This window comes from Streptomyces monticola, assembly GCF_042665355.1.
GTDB classification, from domain to species: domain Bacteria; phylum Actinomycetota; class Actinomycetes; order Streptomycetales; family Streptomycetaceae; genus Streptomyces; species Streptomyces monticola.
In genome coordinates, this window is sequence record NZ_JBHTCF010000001.1 from 624,830 (window position 1) to 648,178 (window position 23,349).

Annotated in this window: 23 protein-coding genes; 12 read left to right on the top strand and 11 right to left on the bottom strand. The window is 72.2% G+C overall.

Features of this window, described 5'->3' with window-relative positions:
* Positions 1-42 precede the first annotated feature (42 nt).
* Complete coding sequence (locus ACFQVC_RS02545) at positions 43-576, bottom strand: HAD domain-containing protein (protein WP_381825916.1); 534 nt, start codon at positions 574-576, stop codon at positions 43-45.
* Positions 577-721: 145 nt separating this feature from the next.
* Here ACFQVC_RS02545 and ACFQVC_RS02550 point away from each other — a divergent pair, with 145 nt between their 5' ends.
* Complete coding sequence (locus ACFQVC_RS02550; protein ID WP_381825918.1) at positions 722-1,327, top strand: LppU/SCO3897 family protein; 606 nt, start codon at positions 722-724, stop codon at positions 1,325-1,327.
* 19 nt (positions 1,328-1,346) lie between these two features.
* Here ACFQVC_RS02550 and ACFQVC_RS02555 read toward each other — a convergent pair whose 3' ends face one another.
* The 3 genes from ACFQVC_RS02555 to ACFQVC_RS02565 form a co-directional block, all read right to left on the bottom strand.
* Positions 1,347-2,495: a S8 family peptidase gene (locus ACFQVC_RS02555; RefSeq protein ID WP_381825920.1), complete on the bottom strand. Its 1,149-nt coding sequence runs from the start codon at positions 2,493-2,495 to the stop codon at positions 1,347-1,349.
* 152 nt (positions 2,496-2,647) lie between these two features.
* Positions 2,648-4,270: a malate synthase A gene (gene aceB / locus ACFQVC_RS02560; protein WP_381825922.1), complete on the bottom strand. Its 1,623-nt coding sequence runs from the start codon at positions 4,268-4,270 to the stop codon at positions 2,648-2,650.
* 276 nt (positions 4,271-4,546) lie between these two features.
* Entirely contained in the window at positions 4,547-5,185 is a 639-nt protein-coding gene (locus ACFQVC_RS02565; protein WP_381825924.1) for a nucleotidyltransferase family protein, read from the bottom strand.
* A gap of 316 nt (positions 5,186-5,501) precedes the next feature.
* On the opposite strand from ACFQVC_RS02565, the gene ACFQVC_RS02570 reads away from it, so the two are divergent.
* Positions 5,502-5,795 (top strand): DUF5955 family protein, encoded by a 294-nt coding sequence (locus ACFQVC_RS02570; protein ID WP_381825926.1) that lies wholly within the window; start codon positions 5,502-5,504, stop codon positions 5,793-5,795.
* 318 nt (positions 5,796-6,113) lie between these two features.
* Here the strand turns inward: ACFQVC_RS02570 and yczR are convergent, their stop codons facing one another.
* Positions 6,114-7,583 carry a MocR-like transcription factor YczR gene (yczR, locus tag ACFQVC_RS02575; protein WP_381825928.1) on the bottom strand — a complete coding sequence of 490 codons (1,470 nt, stop codon included), beginning with the start codon at positions 7,581-7,583 and terminating at the stop codon, positions 6,114-6,116.
* Between the two features lie 315 nt (positions 7,584-7,898).
* Between yczR and ACFQVC_RS02580 the strand changes: the two genes are divergently transcribed.
* Entirely contained in the window at positions 7,899-8,525 is a 627-nt protein-coding gene (locus ACFQVC_RS02580; protein WP_381825930.1) for a universal stress protein, read from the top strand.
* A 423-nt stretch (positions 8,526-8,948) separates the two neighbouring features.
* On the opposite strand, the gene ACFQVC_RS02585 is transcribed toward ACFQVC_RS02580, so the two are convergent.
* Entirely contained in the window at positions 8,949-9,638 is a 690-nt protein-coding gene (locus tag ACFQVC_RS02585) for a response regulator (protein ID WP_381825932.1), read from the bottom strand.
* Entirely contained in the window at positions 9,635-10,864 is a 1,230-nt protein-coding gene (locus ACFQVC_RS02590; protein WP_381825934.1) for a sensor histidine kinase, read from the bottom strand. The genes ACFQVC_RS02585 and ACFQVC_RS02590 overlap by 4 nt, the downstream gene beginning before the upstream one ends.
* A gap of 147 nt (positions 10,865-11,011) precedes the next feature.
* Here ACFQVC_RS02590 and ACFQVC_RS02595 point away from each other — a divergent pair, with 147 nt between their 5' ends.
* The 3 genes from ACFQVC_RS02595 (at position 11,012) to ACFQVC_RS02605 (ending at position 14,148) form a co-directional block, all read left to right on the top strand.
* Entirely contained in the window at positions 11,012-12,091 is a 1,080-nt protein-coding gene (locus tag ACFQVC_RS02595; protein ID WP_381825936.1) for an ABC transporter permease, read from the top strand.
* Positions 12,088-12,954, top strand: a complete 867-nt coding sequence (locus ACFQVC_RS02600; protein ID WP_381825938.1) for an ABC transporter ATP-binding protein — start codon at positions 12,088-12,090, stop codon at positions 12,952-12,954. Before ACFQVC_RS02595 ends, ACFQVC_RS02600 begins: the two co-directional genes overlap by 4 nt.
* A gap of 87 nt (positions 12,955-13,041) precedes the next feature.
* Complete coding sequence (locus tag ACFQVC_RS02605; RefSeq protein WP_381825940.1) at positions 13,042-14,148, top strand: isoaspartyl peptidase/L-asparaginase family protein; 1,107 nt, start codon at positions 13,042-13,044, stop codon at positions 14,146-14,148.
* A 65-nt stretch (positions 14,149-14,213) separates the two neighbouring features.
* On the opposite strand, the gene ACFQVC_RS02610 is transcribed toward ACFQVC_RS02605, so the two are convergent.
* Positions 14,214-15,023 carry an IclR family transcriptional regulator gene (locus ACFQVC_RS02610; RefSeq protein ID WP_381825942.1) on the bottom strand — a complete coding sequence of 270 codons (810 nt, stop codon included), beginning with the start codon at positions 15,021-15,023 and terminating at the stop codon, positions 14,214-14,216.
* Positions 15,024-15,355: 332 nt separating this feature from the next.
* Between ACFQVC_RS02610 and allB the strand changes: the two genes are divergently transcribed.
* Both allB and alc read left to right on the top strand, forming a co-directional pair.
* Positions 15,356-16,693: an allantoinase AllB gene (gene allB, locus ACFQVC_RS02615; protein WP_381825944.1), complete on the top strand. Its 1,338-nt coding sequence runs from the start codon at positions 15,356-15,358 to the stop codon at positions 16,691-16,693.
* A 5-nt stretch (positions 16,694-16,698) separates the two neighbouring features.
* Entirely contained in the window at positions 16,699-17,814 is a 1,116-nt protein-coding gene (alc, locus tag ACFQVC_RS02620; RefSeq protein ID WP_381825946.1) for an allantoicase, read from the top strand.
* A 132-nt stretch (positions 17,815-17,946) separates the two neighbouring features.
* Here alc and ACFQVC_RS02625 read toward each other — a convergent pair whose 3' ends face one another.
* Entirely contained in the window at positions 17,947-18,681 is a 735-nt protein-coding gene (locus ACFQVC_RS02625) for an SDR family oxidoreductase (RefSeq protein WP_381825948.1), read from the bottom strand.
* Positions 18,682-18,932: 251 nt separating this feature from the next.
* Here ACFQVC_RS02625 and ACFQVC_RS02630 point away from each other — a divergent pair, with 251 nt between their 5' ends.
* Together ACFQVC_RS02630 and ACFQVC_RS02635 are read left to right on the top strand one after the other, a co-directional pair.
* A complete protein-coding gene (locus ACFQVC_RS02630) occupies positions 18,933-19,853 on the top strand; it encodes a DMT family transporter (RefSeq protein WP_381825950.1) in 921 nt (306 codons plus the stop codon).
* A gap of 95 nt (positions 19,854-19,948) precedes the next feature.
* Positions 19,949-20,362, top strand: a complete 414-nt coding sequence (locus tag ACFQVC_RS02635) for a guanyl-specific ribonuclease (protein ID WP_381825952.1) — start codon at positions 19,949-19,951, stop codon at positions 20,360-20,362.
* A gap of 59 nt (positions 20,363-20,421) precedes the next feature.
* On the opposite strand, the gene ACFQVC_RS02640 is transcribed toward ACFQVC_RS02635, so the two are convergent.
* Positions 20,422-20,625, bottom strand: a complete 204-nt coding sequence (locus ACFQVC_RS02640; protein WP_381825954.1) for a hypothetical protein — start codon at positions 20,623-20,625, stop codon at positions 20,422-20,424.
* 180 nt (positions 20,626-20,805) lie between these two features.
* Here ACFQVC_RS02640 and ACFQVC_RS02645 point away from each other — a divergent pair, with 180 nt between their 5' ends.
* Together ACFQVC_RS02645 and ACFQVC_RS02650 are read left to right on the top strand one after the other, a co-directional pair.
* The gene (locus ACFQVC_RS02645; protein ID WP_381825956.1) at positions 20,806-22,065 is read left to right on the top strand and encodes a sensor histidine kinase; all 1,260 of its coding nucleotides are present in this window, start codon (positions 20,806-20,808) and stop codon (positions 22,063-22,065) included.
* Positions 22,062-22,739 (top strand): response regulator, encoded by a 678-nt coding sequence (locus tag ACFQVC_RS02650; RefSeq protein ID WP_381825958.1) that lies wholly within the window; start codon positions 22,062-22,064, stop codon positions 22,737-22,739. The genes ACFQVC_RS02645 and ACFQVC_RS02650 overlap by 4 nt, the downstream gene beginning before the upstream one ends.
* Before the next feature lie 90 nt (positions 22,740-22,829).
* Here ACFQVC_RS02650 and ACFQVC_RS02655 read toward each other — a convergent pair whose 3' ends face one another.
* The gene (locus tag ACFQVC_RS02655; RefSeq protein WP_381825960.1) at positions 22,830-23,336 is read right to left on the bottom strand and encodes a GyrI-like domain-containing protein; all 507 of its coding nucleotides are present in this window, start codon (positions 23,334-23,336) and stop codon (positions 22,830-22,832) included.
* Positions 23,337-23,349 lie beyond the last annotated feature (13 nt).

A 23,349-nucleotide genomic window follows, 5' to 3' on the forward strand; every position in this document is an offset into this window, starting at 1 on the left:
CTCCATCGTGCCCGGCGCCACTGACAACGGCGCGCCGGAGTCTCAGAGGTCCCGCGCCCACCCCACGAGACGGTCGAAGTCCCGCTGCCGCAGTCCCTTGCGCGGGTCGATACGCAGGAGCAGGGAGCGGGCGTCGTAGTGCTGGGCGGCGTGGCGCAGATCGAGGTCGGTGATCATGTCGTCGACCCAGGCGAAGGGGCGGCCGTCGGCCCACTCGAGTACGTGGCGGGTCTTCCAGTACAGGCCGTCGGGGTCCCGGGCGAACAGCTCTGGCCACTCGATCACCGGCAGGTCGCGGCGGAGGCCGATCACGGGGGCGATCAGCTCGTTGGCCTCGTGCATCCAGGTGGTGGCCCAGGCCAGTTCGAGGGGGAGCGCGGTGAGTCGCGCACCGTGTCCCGGGTGCAGCCACACCCGCAGCCCGCGGCGGAGCCTGCGAGAGCCGGGGCGCTGGCGGGCCGACCAGTTGGCGGGGTGGAAGCGGTGGGTGGTGTAGCCGCGGGGGCGCAACGGGCGGGCCGCGTACGGATTGAGGGGGCCGTCGACGTCTATGAGCAGCAGTGGGGGCTTTGTCATGGGGAGTTGATACCCGGCGAGCGCCGCCGGGTGCCCTGCCCGTTGCAGAAGTGACAGGAGGGGCTAACTTACCTGGGTGCGCCAGCAGATGAGCCGCTGCCATCGGCCGGCCGACGACACCACAACTGACGGGGAAACGCCCACGATGTCCACGCCTCCTCCGCCCCAGGGCGGCTACAACAACCCCTACGGTCAGCAGGGCCAGCCGCAGCAGTCTCCGTACGGATACCAGCAGCAGGGCCAGCCGCAGCAGCCCCAACAGCCGCAGTACGGCTACCCCCAGCAGGGCCAGGCCCCGTACCCGCCGCAGCAACAGCAGCCGTTCCAGGGCCAGCAGCAGCCGTTCCAGGGCCAGCCGCAGCCGCGGCCCCCGCGGCGGCGGGGGATCAACAAGAACGTCCTGCAGGTCGTGACCTTCGTCATCGCGGCCATAGCCGTCGGCGTGTACTACCTCGTCACCGGCGGGCCCGGCTCCGACAGCAACGCCGTGGAGGACGCCAAGCGGGCCGCCGAGAAGGACACTTCGGCCCATGGCGCCGAGACCGGCGAGTGCGTGGAACAGACCGGTACCACCGACGAGCCGGACGTCCGGGTCGTCGACTGCTCCGACCCCAAGGCCGAGTTCAAGGTGGCGAAGGAGGGCATCAGCGCCAGCACCCTGGAGTGCGCGGCGGGCCAGTCCAAGTTCACCATCACGTACACGCGCGGCCCGTCCGACGTCGCGCTGTGCCTGGAGGCGCTGAAGAAGTAGGAGCCGGCGGGCCGTCCGGTCAACGTCCCACTCGTAGCAGCAGGTTGGGCGAGCCGGTGCCCGGCTGCTTCACCACCCCGGCGCTCGCCGCCGCCGTGAGTGCCGCGGCGAGCCGCGCCGGGGTGTCGGCCGGTGACTCGCCCAGGCGCAGGGCGGCGGCGCCGGTGGTGTGGGCGGCGGCCATCGACGTACCGGAGAGCGTGGCGGTGGCGGTGTCGGAGCCGTTCCAGGCGGCGGTGATCCCGCGGCCCGGTGCGAACAGGTCCAGTGCCGGTCCGTAGTTGGCCGAACCCGACCGTGCGTCGCTCTGGTCCGTCGCGCTGGTGGTGAGCGCCTCGGCGACACGGGCGGGCGAGAACTTGCCCGCATCCGTGTTGGAGCTGCCCGCGGCCGTGGAGTAACTCACGCCTGCGGCAATGGAATTGCGTACCGCCTCGTCCAGGGCCTCGTTGGCCGCTCCGCCCAGGCTGAGGTTGGCCACGGCGGGGCCCTTTGCGGCGTGTTCGGTGACCCACTCGATGCCCGCGATGACGGTCGACGTGGAGCCGCCGCCGCTGTCGCCGAGCACCCGGACCGCCACCACGCGGGCCTTCTTGGCGACGCCGTACCTGGCGCCCGCGATGACCGACGCGACATGGGTGCCGTGCCCGTTGCCGTCCTGTGCGACGTCGTCGCCGTCGACCAGGTCACGGCCGTGGGCGGCGCGCCCGCCGAACTCGCGATGGCCGATGCGCACCCCGGTGTCCAGGACATACGCGGTGACACCCGTGCCCGCCGAGTCCGGGTAGCGGTAGACGCCGTCCAGGGGCGGCTTCTCCTGGTCGATCCGGTCCAGATTCCAGGTGGGGTCCCGCTGTTCGGCGCTCGCCCGCACCGGGGTGTCCGGAACGACGGCCCGCACCCCCGGCTGCGCGGCCAGCTGCCGGGCCTGCCGCGCGGTGGCGGTCACGGCGTATCCGTCGAGGACGGTGTCGTACGTGCGCCGGATATGCGCACCCGCGGTCTCGACCGCCGAACGAGCGGTGGCCTGCGGGGAGTTGTCGAGCAGCACGACATAGCCGGCGGGTGCGGTCTGTTCGGCCCCGGCGGCCCCGGTGGCCCAGGTGGGGGCGGCGCCGAGGGCGAGGGCGACGAGGGCGGTCAGTGTGGCCGTACGCGTCCGGAGCATGGTGGGGCCTCCTCGTGCGGTGGTGCGCCGGTGGGGGAGGAGCCCCGTGAGTGTGCAAGGGGCGAGGGGCCCGCACAAGACGAAAGCCGGACATGGCTGTGCCCCGTGGCGCCGCAAGGGCACCACGGGGCACAGCACTGCTCAGGCGGCGGTCAGCCCACCAGCTGCTCGTACGCGGGCAGCGTCAGGAAGTCCGCGTAGTCCGCGTCGAGCGAGACCTGGAGCAGAAGGTCGTGCGCCTGCTGCCAGTTGCCGGCCTGGAAGGCCTCCTCGCCGATCTCCTCGCGGATCTTGGCGAGCTCCTCGGCGGCGACCTTGCGGACCAGGTCCGCGGTGGCCGTCTCGCCGTTCTCGAAGACGACACCGGCGTTGATCCACTGCCAGATCTGGGAGCGCGAGATCTCGGCGGTGGCCGCGTCCTCCATGAGGTTGAAGATCGCGACGGCGCCGAGGCCGCGCAGCCAGGCCTCGATGTAACGGGTGCCGACCTGGACGGCGTTGCGCAGTCCGTCGTAGGTGGGCTTGGCCTCCAGCGAGTCGATGGCGATCAGATCGGCGGCCTTGACGTCGACGTCCTCGCGGAGCCGGTCCTTCTGGTTCGGCTTCTCGCCGAGAACCTTGTCGAAGGACTCCATGGCGATCGGGACGAGGTCGGGGTGCGCGACCCAGGAGCCGTCGAAGCCGTCGCCGGCCTCGCGGTCCTTGTCGTTCTTGACCTTCTCGAAGGCGACCTTGTTGACCTCGGCGTCGCGCCGGGACGGGATGAAGGCCGCCATGCCGCCGATGGCGTGTGCGCCGCGCTTGTGGCAGGTGCGCACGAGCAGCTCGGTGTAGGCGCGCATGAACGGGGCGGTCATCGTCACCGCGTTGCGGTCCGGCAGCACGAACTTGGCGCCGCCGTCACGGAAGTTCTTGACGATGGAGAAGAGGTAGTCCCAGCGGCCCGCGTTCAGGCCCGAGGCGTGGTCGCGCAGCTCGTAGAGGATCTCCTCCATCTCGTACGCGGCCGTGATCGTCTCGATCAGGACGGTGGCGCGCACGGTGCCCTGCGGGATGCCGACGTAGTCCTGGGCGAAGACGAAGATGTCGTTCCAGAGGCGGGCCTCGAGGTGCGACTCGGTCTTCGGCAGATAGAAGTACGGGCCCTTGCCGAGCTCGATCAGCCGCTTGGCGTTGTGGAAGAAGTACAGGCCGAAGTCGACCAGGGCGCCGGGAACCGGACGGCCGTCGAACTTCAGGTGACGCTCCTCCAGGTGCCAGCCGCGCGGGCGCATCACGACGGTGGCCAGCTCGCCGGCGTCCTTGAGGGCGTACGACTTGCCGGACTTCGGGTCCGTGAAGTCGATGTTCCGCTCGTAGGCGTCCATCAGGTTGAGCTGACCGAGGACGACGTTCTCCCAGGTGGGGGCGGAGGCGTCCTCGAAGTCGGCGAGCCAGACCTTGGCGCCCGAGTTGAGGGCGTTGATGGTCATCTTCCGGTCGGTGGGACCGGTGATCTCCACGCGGCGGTCGTTCAGGGCCGCGGGCGCGGGGGCCACACGCCAGGAGTCGTCCTCGCGGATCCGAGCGGTCTCCGGGAGGAAGTCGAGAGTTGAGGTGCGGGCGATCTCGGCGCGGCGCTCGGCGCGGCGGGTGAGGAGCTCGTCACGCCGGGGCGTGAACAGCCGGTGCAGCTCCGCCACGAAGGCGAGGGCCGCGTCGGTGAGGACCTCTTCCTGCCGAGGCAGGGGCTCGGCGTCGACGATGGCCAGCGGGGACGGCGCTGGTGCGGACATGAGCTGTCACTTCCTTCAGCGGGCGGAGCCTTTACTCGGCACTGAGTGCCGCATGGGCCGGAGACCGGTCCCAGGGGCCGCCAGGGGTACGAGGTACTTCTGACCAGTGGAGAATAGTTTTCTCATGGTGGAACTTCAATGGTTTGTTGATGTCGAGATTCTCTGAGTCGACAGACCATGTCGCTGAGTGCCACCTCCGTCACTCAAGGTGCCGCACATGGCCGTTCGAGTCGAGCCGGGGCGTTGCCGGAGTCCTGCCCGTGCGGCCCCATGACCTCACTCGAGGCGCGCCAGGTCGGCCTCGACGTCGATGTCGTACGCCTCCGCGACATCCCCGCACTCCACGAGTGTGATCTCCGCCTCGTGGGCTCTCAGATAGGCCCGCGCCCCGCGGTCGCCGGCCGCGCTCGCCGCGACGTCCGCCCAGCGGTCCGCCCCTAAGAGGACGGGATGCCCGCGCTTTCCGTCGTACGCGGCCGCCGTCAGGGACACGGCCGAGACGCCCGCGCCCGCCACGCGCCGCATCGCGGCCGCGCCGATGCCCGGCTGGTCGACGAGCGACACGAGCACGGCCCGCGGGGCCGTTCCTGCCGCTCCGGCCGTTCGTGCCGCTCCGGCCGCTCCGGTGAGGGAGGCGAGCCCGGCTCGCAGTGAGGATCCCATGCCCTCCTCCCAGTCGGGGTTGTCCACCAGTACGCACCCGTCGAGCGCGGCCCTCTCCCGTACGAGTGCGGACGCCGCACCGAGTACCACGTGCACCTCGCCGCAACCTCCCTCACGCAGCACCCGCACCGCGTGTTCCACCAGAGGCCGCCCCCGATGGCAGAGCAGAGCCTTGGGCCGCCCCCCGAGCCGCCGCCCGCCGCCCGCCGCGAGCAGAAGCCCGGCAAACAGCGGCTTCTCGTCGTCGCTCATGCGGCAAGCCTACGAACGGCCATGCCCTGGCACGGCCGGGCAGAGCCGCGCGGTGCGGGCCGGCCGTCCCGAATCACGTCCGGGGAGTGGCGTGCGGTACAAGGCGTGGCGTTTACTGTCCCGCGTCCCGGCGGCCGACCATCGCAGCACGGGGCCGGTGACGAGAGCCATGAAGCGAGCGGGGCAGGCGCAAGGCGCGCGTAGTGCACACGTAGGGCAGACGTGAGGCACGCGTAAGGCAGACGTGACGAGGACGACGCACAACGGCGTGCGAGGGGGATGAACCGTGTTGCGAAGTGTGCGACAGAGGCGATCAGTGACGGACGGCAATGCGGAACCGAGGGCGGAGCGGCTGCGGGCCGCTGTGTCCAGGCTGCGCCGTGAACTGGCCGCGCACCCGGGCGAGTTCCCCGACCGGGGCATCGCCGAGGACGAGCTGGCCGCGCTCACCGAGATGACCGGCCGCGGCGAGCCCGAAGTACCGCGCCTGCGGCGGTCGCTGCTCCTGATCGCCGGCGCGGTCGGCTCGGTGAGCGCCCTCGCGGACGCCCTGGCGGAGGTACGGCACGCGGTCGAGGAGTACGGGGAGCCGCCTGCCGCGGGGCGGTGAGCTGGGGGCTGTTGCGGGGTGGTGAGCTGAGGGTCTGCCGCGGGGTGGCGTGCTGGGGAGTCGCCCTTCGGCGGGGCGGTGAGCTGGGAGTCGCCTTTCGTGGGGCGGTGAGTTGAGGAGCCGTCCTCCGTAGGGCGGTGAGCTGGGAGTCGCCTTTCGTGGGGCGGTGCGTCTTTCGTTGGCGGTGAGTCGGGGGTGCCTTTCGCGGGGTGGTGAGCTGGGGGTGCCTTTCGCGGGGCGGTGAGCTGGGGGGCGCCCTTCGTGGGGCGGTGCGTCGGGGAGTCGTCTGGGGGATGGCGGGCTCCCGGGGAGGGGGGGCTACGCGACCCAGTGGCGGCGGGATCTGGCGCTGGCCGTGGCGGGGAGGCCGGCGTTCAGCGTGGTGGCGAGGCGCTGGACGGCCTGTACGCACAGGTCGGCGGGCAGGGTGTAGGGGATCCGCAGCCGGTGCTCGTGCGTGCCGGGGTCGACGCCGAAGCGGGCGCCGCCCTCGATCCGGACGCCGTGCTCCAGCGCCGCCGTGGCCAGGGATGACGCGAGCGGGCTGCCGAGGTCCACCCACAGCCCGAGCCCACCGGGCGGCAACTGCCAGCGCCACTCCGGCAGTTGTTCGGCGAGCGCGGTCACGAGCGCCTCCCGCTGGGCGCGCAGCAGCGGCAGCCGTTCAGCGAGCACCGCATCCGTCCGCGCGATCAGCTCGACGGCCACCAGCTGGTCGAGGACGGAACTCGCGATATCCGTCGGCACCCGGTGCGTCGCCAGCTCCGTGATCAGCTGGGAGCTCGCCCGCACCCAGCCGATCCGCAGGCCGCCCCAGTGCGTCTTGCTCAACGACCCGACGGTGAGCAGCTGTTCGGCCGCACCGCGCCCCGCGAGCGACGCGAAGGGCGCGGGCGCCGGCACATCGAGGGCGATATCGGTGAGCGTCTCGTCCACGACCAGCCAGGCCCCGGTCCTGCGGGCCGCTTCGATCAGCCGCAGCCGCGCTTCCGTGGGCATGAGACGGCCGGTCGGATTGTGGAAGTCCGGGATCAGATAGGCGAGACGGGGCGCGGACTGGCGCAGCGCCGACTCGGCGACCTCGCACTCCCAGCCGTCCTCGGTCACCGGCACCGGCAGCGTGCGCAGACCGCCGCGGCGGATGGCGTCGAGGACATTGGCGTACGACGGGTTCTCCACCAGGACCCGGTCGCCGGGCCGCCCCAGCAGATCCAGGACGAGCGAAACCGCCTGCTGCGCGCCCGAGGTGATGAGGATCTGGTCGGGCAGTGTGGGCAGGCCGCGCCGGGTGAACCGGTCCGCCACCGCCGCCCTCAACTGCGGGATCCCGTAAGGGTGGTAGCCCGCGGTCGCCGCGTGCCGCTCCACCGTGCCGCCCACCGCGGCCAGCGCCCGGCCGAGCTCGGCCTGCGGCGCGAACGGCGCGGCGAGCGCCAGGTCGATCACATCGTCCTCGTCGATGTAGGCGGCCACATTGGACGGCTGCTGCCCCTCGGGGAGCACCGTCCAGGTACCGGCGCCGCGCCTGCTGCGCGCATAGCTCTCCTCGCGCAGCAGGTCGTACGCCGAGGTCACCGTGGCCCGGCTGACACCGAGCGCCGCGGCCAGCTCCCGCTCGGCGGGCAGGCGTGTGTGCAGGGCGATCCGGCCGTCCATGAGCAGGGTCCGCACTCCCTGCGCGAGGGCGCGGTAGCCGGGGCGCGGCCCGCAGGCGGCGGTCAGAAGGCCGGCTAGGCGATGGCTGCCGAGCGTGCTGTCCACGGAATGGACCCGATGCATGTCTGCCATGCCAACTCCCCTTGATTGGCCCTGCACTCCAGGCCAATCACTGTACAGACTCGGAGTTGCCGGGCCGATGTGGCCTGGAGGCGTGACGGGACGGGACCCGTGGAGGAGGCATGTGATGCAGCAGTACGTATACGTCGGGGAGTTGACGGACCGCTTCGAGCGGGAGTTGCAGCGGCGTGCGGAGGAACGGCCCGCATCTGCCACACGCTTCATGGCCCGGGTGCGCGAAGCGCTCGGGGGCGGTACGAGACGGCACCCGCGGCACCAGGATGAACGGCACGGGGAAGAACGGCAGGGAAAGGGGAGGCAGCGCTCATGAGGAGCGGCAGGCGACACGAGCGGGGGCAGACCGGCGGACGGGAGCAGGCGTACGGGCAGGAGCAGGCATACGGAGGGGAGCGCCGGGGGCGGGTCGTCGTAGGAGTGAACGGATCCCTCGCGAGCCTGGCCGCCCTGCGGACCGCCGCCGACGAGGCGCGGCGCAGCGGCCGTCGGCTGCTCGCGGTGATCGCCTGGGAGCCGCCGGAGGGGGAGGTGCTCTATGTCCGCTGCCCCGACCGTGAATGGGCCGACCAGTGCGTGAGCGCGGCCCTGAACCGCCTGGAGCGCGCCTTCGACGAGGCCTTCGGCGGGGCGCCGCACGGCGTCGACGTCGACCGCCGGGCGTTGCGCGGCCGCCCCTGGGAGGTGCTCGCCGGCACGGCGGACGGCCCGGACGACCTCCTGGTCGTCGGCGCGGGCGTCCGCCGGGGCGTGCGTGGCGGCCGGGGAGTACGGGTCGTGCGCGGCGGACGTGTGGTCCGCAAGCTCCAACGGCGCGCCCACTGCCCGGTGTTGACGGTGCCCCCGCCGTCCTTGGCCGAGCTCACCCGACGTACGCGCAGATCACTCCGCCGGGTCACGGCGGCGGACTTCCTGCCGGGGGACCGGACCGGCGTGTGAGGGGACCCGGGGGCGGGGCAGGGGACGGTGTCGGGCCACCGGGCCACCGGGGCGACGCCGGAGGCGTGCCCCGGGGGGGCGTGTGCCCCGGGGATCGGAGGTGTCTGGGTCTGGCCATCGCGGCGGGGTGTGTCGCCTGCCCGGAGGCGTGAGGCCGTGTCCGGTTCGCGTGCCCGGAGGCGTGAGGCCGTGTCCGGTTCGCGTGCCCGGAGGCGTGAGGCCGTGTCCGGTTCGCGTGCCCGGGGGCGTGAGGCCGTGTCCGGTTCGCGTGCCCGGGGGCGTGAGGCCGTGTCCGGTTCGCGTGCCCGGGGGCGTGAGGCCGTGTCCGGTTCACGTGCCCGGAGGCGTGAGGCCGTGTCCGGCTCGCGGGCCCCGGGATCGTGGGGCCGTGTCCGGCCCCGCGGGCGGTGTCCGGCCGGCGGGTCAGCGTCTGAGCATGCCTCGGGTGCGGGCCGCCGCCACCGCCGCGGTGCGCGAGTCGACCTCCAGCTTGGCGAAGACATGCACCAGGTGGGACTTCACGGTGGCCTGGCTCAGGAACAGCTGCTTGCTGATCTGCTGGTTGGACAGGCCGTCCGCGACCAGGCGGAGCACTTCCAGCTCACGGCGGCTGAGGGCCTCGCCGGGCGCCCGCATCCGGTCCATCAGACGGTGCGCGATGGCGGGGGCGAGCGCCGACTGGCCCGCGGCGGCGGTGCGTACGGCCGCCGCGAGCTCCTCCGGCGGTGCGTCCTTCAGGAGATAGCCCGCGGCGCCCGCCTCCACCGCGGCGAGGATGTCCGCGTCCGTGTCGTAGGTGGTGAGCACCAGGACGCGCGGGGCGCCCTCGCGGGCGGCGATGGCCGCGGTCGCCTCCGCGCCGTGCATCCGGCCGGGCCCGAACTGCAGGTCCATCAGGACGACATCGAGATCCTCGGTGGCCGCGAGTTCCACGGCCAGCTCGGCGCTCGCCGCCTCGGCGACGACACGGAAGTCGGCCTCGGTGTCGAGCACGGCCCGCAGCCCCGCCCGCACCACCGGGTGGTCATCGGCGAGCAGCAGCCGGATGGGCGCTTCGGGACCAGAGGGGCCAGAGGGGCCAGAAGAGCCGGAGGGGCCGGCGGGAACGGTCATGCCCGCACCTCCTCGGCCTCGGGCCGCCCCGCAGCGTCCGGCACCGACACCGGCAGGGGCAGCGTGATCGCGACCGCCGTGCCCTGCCCCGGTGCGGACTCCACGCTCAGGGTGCCGCCCAGGGACTGGGCGCGGGCGCGCATCGCGGGAAGGCCGAAGCCGCCGTCGCCGTCCCCGCTGCCGTGGGTGGCCACCGTGCCCGGCGTGAAGCCCTTGCCGTCGTCCACCACGTCCAGGGCGACCGAGGTGTCCATGAAGCTCAGGGTGACCGAGGTGCGCTGGGCGGCCGCGTGCCGTGCCGTGTTGGCGAGCGCGGACTGGGCGACCCGCAGCAGCGCCACTTCGTACGGCGTCGGCAGCTGCACTGGCGTACCGCTGAGGGAGAACTCGACTCCGCCGGGGCCCGGGGCCGCGGCGCACAGCCGCTCCAAGGCACCTGCCAGGGAGCCGTGTTCCAGGTCGGGAGGGGTCAACTCGCGGACGAACCGGCGGGCTTCGGCGAGATTGTCCACCGCTGCCACGCGCGCGCTGCGCACATGCTCAAGGGCCGGGTCGCCCTCCGGCAGGGCGCGCTCGGCGGCGCGCAGAAGGAGCTGGATGCTGGACAGGCCCTGCGCGAGGGTGTCGTGGATCTCCCGCGCGAGCCGCTCGCGCTCGGCCAGGGTGCCCGCGGCGCGCTCGGCCTCGGCGAGCTCCGCGCGGGTGGCGAGCAGCTCCTCTATGAGGCGGCGCCGGTGTTCGTTCTCGCGGTACAGCGCGCGGTAGCCCAGGACCGTGCCGACCGCGACGGCCGCGCCGAGCAGCGGGCCGATCACGGCACCCGGCGACGCCGCGCCGCCGTGCGCCACGAACCCGCAGGTCGCCGCGGCCGTCGTGACCGCCACCGCCACGAGCCCCCAGCGCAGCGGCAGCAGATGCAGCTGCAGGAAGAACAGCGGGAAAGCCGTCCACAGCGCGTCCGGCGTCAGCACGAGGAGCACGGTCCACAGGGCGCACAGGAGGCCGAGCCAGGCGATGGAGACGGCTCGCGAGTCGCGTACGGCCGGCAGGGCGAGGCCCGCTCCATACGCGGCGCCGAGCGTGGCGCAGGCCACCACCACCGCGCCCGCGTCCGGCTCCCCGCCGGCCACCGCGCGCAGGGCGGCGAGCGCGAGCAGCCCGGCCATCAGCAGATGCAGACAACCGCGCAGGGCGCGCAGGACGGGGGCGAGTGAACGTGCTTCCATGACCCGTCCAGCGTAGGCATGACCACTGACATCCGGCTGCCGAGCGCGGTCAACCGAAAGTTTGATCCGGAGCTCCGTCCAAGGATGCGGCGGGTCCGTACCCTGGCGCGATGCCCGGAAGTACCCGTGGCGATCAAGGTGGGGGACATGTTCGTCGCATGGAGAGATCTCAGGTTCGCCAAGGGGCGCTTCGCCCTCATGGGCACGGTGGTCGTGCTCATCACCCTCCTTGTGGGGCTCCTCTCGGGACTGACCGCAGGGCTCGCACGGGAGAACACCTCGGCGATCACCGGTCTGCCCGCCGACCACCTCGCCTTCGCGGCGCCGCCCGGAGGGCAGTCGGTCTCCTTCACGAACTCCTCGGTCACCGAGAAGGCCTGGGGCACCTGGGCCGAGCAGCCCGGGGTGCGGGAGGCGCAGCCCCTCGGCATCCGCACCCTGAACGCCGCCGCGGGCGACCGCACCGCCGCCGTCTCCGCGTTCGGAGCCGAGCCCGCCGCCGGCCTCGCCCCGCGCGGTGTCGCACCGGGAGAGGCCGTCCTGTCGTCGAAGGCCGCCGCCGAACTGGGCGCCGAGGCGGGCGACACGGTGCGGATCGGCACCCTGGAACAGCGCGTCGCCGCCGTCGAGGGTGATGCCTCCTACAGCCACACCCCCGTCGTCTGGACCTCGCTCGACGACTGGCAGCGCATCGGCCACAGCGGCACGACCACCGAGGAACAGGCCACCGTCATCGCCCTGAGCACCGGCCCCGGCGCGGACCTGGGCGCGGGCGACAAGGCGGCGGGCACCACGACCAGGAGCCTCGACGAAGCGCTCACCGCGATCGGCTCCTACCAGGCGGAGAATGGCTCGCTGCAGCTCATGCGCGGCTTTCTGTTCGCGATCTCGGCCCTGGTCATAGGGGCCTTCTTCACCGTCTGGACGATCCAGCGCAGCGCCGACATCGCCGTACTCAAGGCGCTCGGCGCGGCCACCGGGTACCTCCTGAAGGACGCACTCGGGCAGGCGGTCCTGATGCTCGCCGCCGGCACCGGCGTCGGCACCCTGATCGCCGCCGGTATCGGTGCCCTGATCGGCGGCGGTGATGTGCCGTTCGTCCTCGACGCGGCCACCGTCCTCGTCCCCGCCGCCGTCATGATCGTCCTCGGGGCGCTCGGCGCGGCCCTCTCCATCCGCCGGATCACCGCCGTCGATCCGCTGACCGCGCTCGGGAGCGCCCGATGACCACCCCTGCGAACTCCGCCAGTTCCGAGAACTCCGAGAACTCCGAGAACTCCGTGAACTCCGTGAACTCCGTGAACTCTGTCAATTCCTCCCATTCCACCAATTCCGCTGATGCCGCGGCCACTTCGGCCCCTTCAGCTCCTGCGGCCACTACGACCCCTCCGAGCCTGCTGCTCGACGACATCACGCTGACCTACCCCGACGGCGACGGCCGTCTCACGGCCCTCGACCGGATCTCCCTGGACGTGCCCGCGGGCACGGTGACCGCCGTCGTCGGCCCGTCCGGCTCCGGCAAGTCCAGCCTGCTCGCCGTGGCCGCCACGCTCGTCACGCCGGACAGCGGCCGGGTCGTCGTCGCGGGCACGCCCACGCAGGGCCTGAGCCGCGCCGAGAAGGCCGCGCTGCGCCGCGAGCGCATCGGCATCGTCTTCCAGCAGCCCAATCTGCTGCCGTCGCTGACCTCGGCCGAGCAACTCCAGGTGATGGCACACCTGGACGGCCGCAAGCCTCGCCAAGTCCGTGCGCGGGCCAGGGAGTTGCTGGCGGCCGTGGGTCTCGCCGACAAGGCCGACCGCCGTCCGCACCAGCTCTCCGGCGGACAGCGCCAGCGGGTGAACATCGCCCGCGCCCTGATGAACGAGCCCGCGGTGCTCCTCGTGGACGAGCCGACCAGCGCCCTCGATCACGAGCGCGGGGCCGCGGTGCTCGACCTCCTCGTGGGGCTGACCCGGGAGCGCGCGACGGCGACGGTCCTCGTCACCCATGACCGCGCGCACCTGGCAGCGGCGGACCAGATCATGGAAATGGCCGACGGCCGCCTCGGCCCGGCCGCGGTCACGCGCGCACCCGCCCGGACGCCCTAGTGCTTGCGGTGCTCATGTCAGTAGGCTCGTCAGGCGCCATCGCAGGAACCCGCGAGTCACTGCCCTGAGCCCTGACTAGGAGTGCCGATGCGCGTACGTCCTCTGACCTGGCTTCTTTCTGCTCTCGCCACCGCCGCGGTGGTGGTCGGCGGCCTGCTCGCCCTGCCCCCGGACGCGGCGCCCGCCGGTAACGCCGCCCCACCCGGAAAAGCCAGGCCGGACGCGCGCGGAGTGGTGCTCGCGGTGCACGGCGGCGCGGGCACGGCCCTCGACCGGAAGACGACGACACCGGAGCGCGAGAAGGCCTACCGCGACGGCCTCGCCGGGGCGCTGCGGGCCGGCCAGAAGGTGCTGGACGGCGGCGGCTCCAGCCTCGACGCGGTCGAGGCCGCGGTGCGGGTCCTGGAGGACGATCCGCTGTTCAACGCGGGCAAGGGCGCCGTGTTCACCGCCGATGCCGGGCATGAGCTGGACGCCTCGATCATGCGCGGCTCCGATCTGAAGGCCGGCGCCGTCGCGGGGGTACGCAGTCTGCGCAATCCCATCGAGGGCGCGCGCCTGGTGATGGACGAGTCGAAGCACGTGCTGCTGTCCGGCGAGGGCGCCGACGACTTCGGCGCCCGGAAGGGGCTGCGCACCGTCACCCAGGACTACTACTGGACGCAGACCCGCTGGGACGCCCTGATGAAGGCCAAGGAGCAGGAGCGGCCGCAGAAGCAGGGCGGCGAGGGGCGCGGTGAGGCGCTCGCCGACGAGGTGGCCAAGGGCACGGTCGGCGCGGTGGCCGTCGACGGCGGCAAGGATCTGGCGGCCGCCACCTCCACCGGCGGCATGACCAACAAGATGCCCGGCCGGGTGGGGGATTCACCGATCATCGGGGCCGGGACATACGCCGACAACCGTACGGTCGCGGCGAGCGCCACCGGCGTCGGCGAGGTGTTCATCCGGAGTGCGGCGACCGCGACGCTCTCGCACCTCATCGAGTTCGAGGGCAGGGGCGTGGCCTCGGCGGCGTACGAGGTGATCGTGAAACGGCTGCCGCGGCTCGGCGGCGACGGCGGTGTGATCGCGCTCGCCCCGAACGGCGACTTCGACGCGCCGCACAGCAGCCCCGGCATGCTGCACGGCTATCTGACGAAGGACGGGAAGATCGTCACGAAGATCTTCCCGGACGAGTCACCCGCGAACAGCTGACCCGGCACCCGCGAGCATCCCGGGCCGCACCGACTCCCGCCCCCTCAGGCCTCGTTCAGGACCGTTCAGGACCCGTTCGTGCTGGCAAGCACCACCGACAGCTCGGCGGCCACCTGCTGCAGAATCGGCACGATCTTGTCCGTGGCCGCTTCCGTCACGCGCCCGGCCGGGCCCGAGATGGAAATGGCGGCCGCGGTGGGGGACTCGGGCACGGATACGGCGAGGCAACGGACCCCGATCTCCTGCTCGTTGTCGTCCACGGCGTACCCGGTGCGGCGGACGTCCTCGAGAGCCGCGAGGAAACCCTCGGGCGTGGTGATCGTCTTCTCCGTGGCGGCGGGCATCCCGGTGCGGGCGAGCAGGGCGCGCACCTCGTCGGCCGGGGTGTCGGCGAGCAGGGCCTTGCCCACGCCGGTGGAGTGCGGCAGCACCCGGCGGCCGACCTCGGTGAACATCCGCATGGAGTGCTTGGAGGGCACCTGCGCCACGTACACGATCTCGTCGCCGTCCAGGAGCGCCATGTTGGCGGTCTCGCCGGTCTCCTCGACCAGGCGCGCGAGGTAGGGGCGCGCCCAGGTGCCGAGCAGCCGGGACGCGGATTCGCCGAGGCGGATCAGGCGCGGGCCCAGGGAGTAGCGGCGGTTGGGCTGCTGGCGTACGTAGCCGGTGGCGACCAGAGTGCGCATCAGGCGGTGGATGGTCGGAAGCGGCAGACCGCTGCTGGCGGAGAGCTCGCTCAGACCGACCTCGCCCCCGGCGTCCGCCATCCGCTCGAGCAGATCGAAGGCGCGCTCGAGGGACTGGACGCCCCCGCTGGCGGCGGGCTTGGAGGCGGCACTCTCGGTGGAGGCGTCGCTGGCGCTGGACGTCGGCACGGCGGTCCTTTCGGTGCTGGCAGGCAGAGACGAAGCCTACCCGTCGGTTCTGGTCCTGGTCTTCCCCCTGGTCAAGTGGGGTCTCTGTAGTTCGGTACCGCTTTGTCCCTGTGTCGGCCATCACTTCACGACAAACCTTCGCCCTCCCATTGTGCAGAGATCCGTTCTACGAAGCGAAATCTTGCTTCCGCTTCATGGAAACCTCTAAGTTGGCCGCAGATGTGGAGGGGAGGCCTCCGCGACGGGCCAGGGGGGTCTTGACGGGCCAGGATCCCGAGGTGAAGATTCGTTCAACAGAACGTTGAATTTCGCTCTACGGAAAAGGGGAACGGGTGTCCGACGTGGAACTGGTCCTGCGCTCGACGCGTGTCATCACCCCCGAGGGGACGCGCGCGGCTTCCGTCGCGGTCGCCGACGGGAAGATCACGGCGGTGCTGCCGTACGAGGCCGAGGTTCCCGCCGGTGCCCGGCTCGAAGATGTCGGGGACGACGCGCTGCTCCCCGGCATCGTCGACACGCACGTCCATGTGAACGACCCGGGCCGCACCGAGTGGGAGGGCTTCTGGACCGCCACCCGCGCGGCCGCCGCCGGCGGCATCACGACTCTCGTCGACATGCCGCTGAACTCCCTTCCGCCGACCACGACCGTCGCCAATCTGCGCACCAAGCAGGAGGTGGCCCGCAGTAAGGCGCATATCGACATCGGCTTCTGGGGCGGCGCGCTCCCGGACAACGTCAAGGACCTCAGGGCCCTGCACGACGCCGGTGTCTACGGCTTCAAGTGCTTCCTGTCGCCCTCCGGTGTCGATGAGTTCCCGGAGCTGAACCAGGAGCAACTCGCCTCCTCCATGGCCGAGATCGCCGGCTTCGACGGACTCCTCATCGTGCACGCCGAGGACCCGCACGAGCTGGACTCGGCCCCGCACCTGAGCGGCCCCAAGTACGCCGACTACCTCCAGACCCGCCCCCGGGTCTCCGAGGACGTCGCCATCAAGGGTCTGATCGACACCGCGAAGCGCCTCAACGCGCGCGTGCACGTGCTGCACCTGTCGTCGTCCGACGCGCTGCCGCTGATCGCCGCCGCCAAGGCCGAGGGCGTCAAGCTCACCGTCGAGACCTGCCCGCACTACCTCACCCTGACCGCCGAGGAAGTGCCGGACGGCGCAAGCGAGTTCAAGTGCTGCCCGCCGATCCGCGAGGGCGCCAACCAGGACCTGCTGTGGCAGGCCCTGGCCGACGGCACCATCGACTGCATCGTCACCGACCACTCGCCGTCGACCGCCGACCTCAAGACGGACGACTTCGCGACCGCGTGGGGCGGTATCTCCGGCCTCCAGCTCAGCCTGCCCGCCATCTGGACCGCCGCACGGCAGCGCGGCCACTCCCTGGAGGACGTGGTCCGCTGGATGTCGAGCCGTACCTCCGAGCTGGTCGGCCTGGACCAGAAGGGCGCCATCGAGGCCGGCCGTGACGCCGACTTCGCAGTCCTCGCGCCCGACGAGACCTTCACCGTCGACCCCGCAGGACTCCAGCACCGCAACAAGGTCACCGCGTACGCGGGCAAGACCCTGCACGGCGTTGTGAAGTCCACCTGGCTGCGCGGCGAGCGCATCCACGCGGGCGGCGAATTCACCGAGCCCACCGGCCGACTTCTCGAAAGGAAGAACTGATCACTGTGACGGCGATACCCACCTTCACCGGTAACGCGAACCCCTACGGCGGCGGCGACCCGTACGCCGACTACCGCACCGCGGAGTTCCCGTTCACCCAGTACGCCAACCTCGCCGACCGTCAGCTCGGCGCGGGCGTCATCGCCGCCAATGACGAGTTCTTCGCCCAGCGCGAGAACCTCCTCGTCCCCGAGGCCGCCGAGTTCGACCCCGAGCACTTCGGCCACAAGGGCAAGGTCATGGACGGCTGGGAGACCCGCCGCCGCCGTGGTGTCTCCGCCGAGCAGCCCTGGCCGACCGCCGATGACCACGACTGGGCCCTGGTGCGCCTTGGCGCTCCGGGTGTCATCCACGGCGTCGTCGTCGACACCGCCCACTTCCGCGGCAACATGCCGCAGGCCGTCTCGGTCGAGGCCACCTCGGTGGCGGGCGCGCCGACGCCGGAGGAGCTGCTCTCCGACGACGTGAAGTGGACGACGATCGTTCCGCGCACCGCCGTCGGCGGCCACGCGGCCAACGGCTTCGAGGTCACCGCCCCGCAGCGGTTCACGCACCTGCGCGTCAACCAGCACCCCGACGGCGGCATCGCCCGCCTGCGGGTCTACGGCGAAGTCCTGCCCGACCCCAAGTGGCTCGCCGCGCTCGGCTCGTTCGACGTCGTCGCCCTGGAGAACGGCGGCGCCGTCCTCGACGCCTCGAACCGCTTCTACTCCTCGCCGGTCAACACCATCAACCCGGGCCGTTCCCGCAAGATGGACGACGGCTGGGAGACCGCGCGCCGCCGCGACAACGGCAACGACTGGATCAACTACCAGCTCGTCGCCGAGTCCTCGATCAGCGCGATCGAGATCGACACCGCGTACCTCAAGGGCAACTCGGCCGGCTGGGCGTCGCTGTCCGTCAAGACCGGCGAGGGCGCCGAGTGGCAGGAGTTCCTGCCCCGCACCCGGCTGCAGCCCGACACCAACCACCGGTTCGTCCTGGACACCCCGGCGGTCGGCACCCATGTGCGGATCGACATCTTCCCCGACGGCGGCTTCTCACGCCTGCGTCTCTTCGGCTCCCTGACCGAGGACGGCGCCGCCAAGCTGGCCGCCCGTCACCAGGAGCTGGGCGGCTGACGACACCCGCCCCGTGGGGCGCGCCGGGAGGACAGCCCCGGCGCGCCCCCTTTTCCGTTGCGGTACGGGAGTCACGTGGCGTGCTTTTCCGTGGCCGGTACGGGAGTCACGTGGCGTGCCAGCTGCCGGGAGTCACGCGGCGTGCCCGCCGTCGACCGAGAACTCCGCGCCCGTGACGTACGAGGCCTCGTCGCCCGCCAAGTAGCCGACCATGGCGGCCACTTCGCCGGCCGTGCCGTACCGGCCGAGTGCCGTCATCGCGCTCTGCGCCTCGGCGTACGGGCCGTCGGCCGGGTTCATGTCCGTGTCGATCGGGCCCGGGTGCACGATGTTCGCGGTCACGCCGCGGCCGCCGAGCTCCCGTGCGAGGGCCTTCGTCAGACCGGTCAGGGCGGCCTTGCTCATCGCGTAGAGCGTCCCGCCGGGGCCCGGTACGCGCTGGGCCATGCAGCTGCCGATGGTGATGATCCGGCCCCCGCGCCCGAGCCTCGCCGCCGCGGCCTGCGAGGTGAGGAACACCGAGCGCACGTTGATGTCGAGCACCCGGTCCACGGCGTCGGGGGACAGCTCGTCGAGCGGGCCGAGTACGCCGATGCCCACGTTGTTCACCAGGATGTCCAGGCGCCCGAGAACGGCGGCGGCACGCTCCACGGCCGCCACCGTGGCCCCGGCGTCCGCGGCGTCCGCCCGGATCGCGACCCCGCGCCGCCCCATGGCCTCGATCTTCGCCACGACCTCGTGCGCCGCGCGCTCGCCCGCCACGTAGGTGAGCGCCACATCGGCGCCGTCCTGCGCGAGCCGCAGGGCGATCTCCGCGCCGATGCCACGGCTGCCGCCGGTCACCAGGGCCACCTTGCTGCTGTCCATGTCGTACTCCCTCGCAAGAAGCGGTTGCTGCGGCGGTGCCGGTAGCGGCCGCCGCAGTTGTTGTTGCTAGTTCAAGTACAACGGGCGGCGGGCCGGAGGGCTGGCGGAGATCGGACACCCAGTTCCGCACCGGACCCGGCCCGGTCGGTGAGACACCCCTGGCGGGAAGCGCACAGGCCCGGCTACGGTGATCGCTTCCCGCGCGAGCCGCCGAAGTCTCCGCACTCGCACCGCAGTCGGAGACCGTCACCATGTCGACCCTCGCTGCCGGCACCGGCACCCTCGCGCCCCGCCGCCCCTGGCTCACCGATCTGCCCGTGCTGCTCGTCGCCGGGGCTTGGGGCGGCAGCTATCTCGCCGCCAAGGGCATCACCACGACGCACACCGTGATCGCCGTGCTCGTGCTCCGCTTCGGTGTCGTCCTGCCGGTACTCGCCGCCGCCGGATGGCGCGGGCTTCGGGCCCTGAACCCCGCTCAGTGGCGCGGCGCGGGCCTGCTCGGCCTGATCCTGGCCGGGATCTTCCTCCTGGAGACCTACGGCGTCGTGCACACCTCGGCGACCAACGCGGGCCTCATCATCAGCCTCACCATGATCTTCACGCCGCTCGCCGACGCGGCCCTGAACCGCGTCCGGCCCACGGGGAGTTTCCTGTGCGCGGCGGCCCTCTCCGTCCTGGGTGTGGTCCTGCTGACCCAGGGCGCCGGATTCACCCGGCCCTCGCTCGGTGATGCGCTGATCCTCTGCGCGGCACTCGCCCGCACGGTCCACGTCCTGGCGATGTCCCGTATCAAGGCGGTGCAGGACGCCGACGCGCTTCCCCTGACGACGGTCCAACTCGGCGCGGCGGTCGGTGTGTTCGCGGTGCTCGCGAGTGTGGGAGCGGGCGCGGGCGCGTCCCCCGTGGCGGTGGCCCTGGACTTCGGGCCCCGCGAATGGGCCGGTCTGCTCTTCCTCTCGGTGTTCTGCACGCTGTTCGCCTTCTTCGTGCAGATGTGGGCCGTACGCCGCACCTCGCCGTCACGCGTGAGCCTGCTGCTCGGCACGGAACCGCTGTGGGCCGCGGCCGCGGGGATCGCTCTCGGCGGTGAACAGCTGGGTGCGGTGGGGGCGTTGGGAGTGCTGCTCGTCCTCGGCGGAACCGCATGGGGGCGGCGGGCCGCGGCCTCCTGAGCGCGGCGCGCGCGGACCCGGCGCGGGTTAACTCACGGAAAATTCCCTGCACTTGACATTGACACGTCATGCTCTACGCGCGTCATGCTAGGGGCATGCGAATCCCCCCACGAATCGCCACAGGTATCGCTCTGGCCGCCGCCCTGCTCGTCGGCGGCCCCGTCGCCGCCAGCGCGGCCCCGGCCCAACTCACCGCCCACTCCTCGACGGTGGCCGTCGCCGCCGTCGGTGACATCTGTCAGTCCAAGCTGCCGCCCGAGGCGCACGACACCCTCGACCTCATCGAGGCCGGCGGCCCCTACCCGTACCCGCAGGACGGCACGGTCTTCCAGAACCGTGAGGGCCTGCTGCCGCAGCAGTCCAGCGACTACTACCACGAGTACACCGTCGAGACCCCGGGCTCCGACGACCGCGGCGCGCGCCGCATCGTCACCGGGGAGTCCGACCAGGAGGACTACTACACCGCGGACCACTACGAGTCCTTCGACCTGGTCGACTACACCTGCTGACACGTCTCCCCGGCCCCCGGGACGGGTGATGTCCCACCCGGTCCCGGGGGCCCCGGCGGCTACCCCTTGCTGCTCTCCGCCGCCGCGAACACCGCCACCGCGAGGACGAGCAGGGCGATGCCGCCGTACAGCTCGTAGCCGTCGAGGAAGCCCAGGTGCTGGACGATGCCCCAGCCGCGCATCCAGCCGGTCAGCTCGTGCACGACCGCGGCCACGCCCTGGATCAGCAGGATCACGCCGAGGAACTCGAGAAACTTCTTCATGCGGTGATCGTCGCGTCGCGCACCGCCCCGCCGCATCGGCCGCAGGGCGACACCGCACGAGCGGCGACGGGCCGAAGGTCGATGACCGGCCGACTTTCGTCTATGACCGGGGCCCGGCACCCCCGCACCGGCCGTGCGCTGCGTAGATTTGTCGACCATGAGAGGTCGACCATGAGAGGCATGGACCAGCAATCACCCCCGGCGAGCACCACACCGGGCCCCGAATACCGCTGGCCGAGCCTGCTGCCCTCCGCCGTCGCCGCCGAGCTCGACCCGGACCGTGCCGCGGGCGGCCGGCCCCGGCGCACCCTGCGGGACTGGATCGTCGACTTCGGCTGCTTCTTCGTGGCCGTCTTCCTCGGCCTCATCGGCGCCGCCGCGATCGGCGACAACCCCCGGGTCTCCCCGGGTGTCGCCCATCTCGACCAGATCGTCGGCGCCCTCGCCTGCGCCGCCGTGTGGCTGCGCAGGCGCTGGCCGGTCGGGCTCGCCGTCGTCCTCACCCTGGCCAGCGTCTTCTCGGACACCGCGGGCGGCGCCGGCGCCGTGGCCATCTTCACGCTCGCGGTGCACCGGCCGTTCCGCTACGTCGGCTGGATCGGCGGCGCCTCGATGGCCCTGGTGCCGCTCTTCTACTGGCTGCGCCCCGACCCCGACATGCCGTACGCCGTGGCCGTCGCCTTCGGGGTGATGCTCTCCGCCATGGTCATCGGCTGGGGCATGTTCGTACGCTCCCGGCGCCAGCTCCTGCTCAGCCTGCGCGAGCGGGCCCTGCGTGCCGAGTCCGAGGCGGCCCTGCGCGCCAAGGAGGCCCAGCGCCTGGCCCGCGAGGCCATCGCCCGCGAGATGCACGACGTACTCGCCCACCGGCTGACCCTGCTCAGCGTGCACGCGGGCGCCCTGGAGTTCCGGCCCGACGCCCCCGAGCAGGAGATCGCCCGGGCCGCCGGCGTCATCCGGGACAGCGCCCACGAGGCACTGCAGGACCTGCGCGAGATCATCGGCGTCCTGCGCGCCGACGAACCCGCCGACGAGAGCGGCCGCCCGCAGCCCACCCTCGCCGCCCTGGACGCCCTGGTCGCCGAGTCCCGCGCGGCCGGCATGAAGGTCACCCTCGACAACCGCCTCGACGACCCCGGCGCGGTGCCGTCCGCCGCAGGGCGCAACGCCTACCGCATCGCCCAGGAAGGCCTGACCAACGCCCGCAAACACGCCCCCGGCGCCGAGGTCACCGTCCTCGTGACGGGCGCTCCGGGCGAGGGCCTGACGGTGGCCGTGCGCAATCCGCCGCCGCCCGGCGACGTGCCGAAGGTGCCCGGCTCGGGGCAGGGCCTCATCGGTCTGACCGAACGCGCCACCCTCGCCGGTGGCCGCCTGGAGCACGGAACCGGGGGCGACGGCGGCTTCCGTGTCGAAGCCTGGCTACCGTGGGCTCCATGACCTCGAACCCCATCCGCCTCCTCCTGGTCGACGACGACCCCCTGGTGCGCGCCGGACTCTCCTTCATGTTCGGCGGCGCCGACGGCATCGAGATCGTCGGGGAGGCCGCGGACGGTTCCGAAGTCGCCGGACTCGTCGAGCGGTTGAGCCCCGACGTGGTCCTCATGGACATCCGTATGCCGCAGGTCGACGGCCTCGCCGCCACCGAGAGCCTGCGCTCCCGGGCCGACGCCCCCGAGGTGGTCGTGCTCACCACCTTCCACGCCGACGAACAGGTCCTGCGGGCCCTGCGCGCGGGCGCCGCCGGATTCGTCCTCAAGGACACCCCGCCCGCCGAGATCGTCGCGGCGGTGCGCCGGGTCGCCGCCGGTGACCCGGTGCTCTCGCCGACCGTGACCCGCCAGCTCATCGACAGGGCCGCGGGCCCCGACACCCACGGCGACAAGCAGGACCGCGCCAAGGCCAGGATCGAAGCACTCGCCGAGCGGGAGCGCGAGGTGGCCGTGAGCGTGGGCCGCGGCAGGTCGAACGCCGAGATCGCGGCCGAGCTCTACATGAGCGTCGCCACCGTCAAGGCCCACGTCAGCCGCATCCTGACCAAGCTGGACCTCAACAACCGTGTCCAGATCGCCCTGTTGGCCCACGACGCGGGGCTCCTCGACGGCGAGGAGTAGCCGTTCTCCGGCTCGAAGCCCTTGAGCCGGTCCCGGTCCCGGTCCCGGCGCCGGTGTCGGCCCCTGAGCGGACTCAGCCCCTGAGCGGTCTCAGTCCTTGAGCCGGAACGCCAGCTCCGTCTCCCACTTGTGGAGGTCGGGCTCGAAGCGCGGGTCTGTCTTGTAGCTCTCCAGACGGCAGCCCCACACCTCGCCCGCGGCCGACGGGGTCATATCCCACTCCAGGCCTTTGGCGGCGGCCCACTTCAGGACGGTGTCGGCCACCCCGAACAGCTCGTCGGGGTGGCCGACATGGCTGATCGCCACATAGCTGCCCGCGGGCAGCGCCCCGCCGAACAAGTCGGGCTCCGCGATCCGCACCCGTTCGCCGACCGGCACCCCCGCCACCACGTCGAACTCCCGCTCCCGGTCCCGCGGATCGAGGACCTCGTACTTGAAGAACGGGCCGTCCGTGACGGCGATGCCCCGCTCGCCGAGCCACCCCACGATCTGCGGCAGCCGGTCGGCGATCTGCGGGAAGGTGTCCCAGGTGACCCGGCCCCTGACGCCCACAAAGGGCTGCTCCGCGCGCTCCACGATCCTCGGTTGGTTCGCCATGGGCCGATAGTGC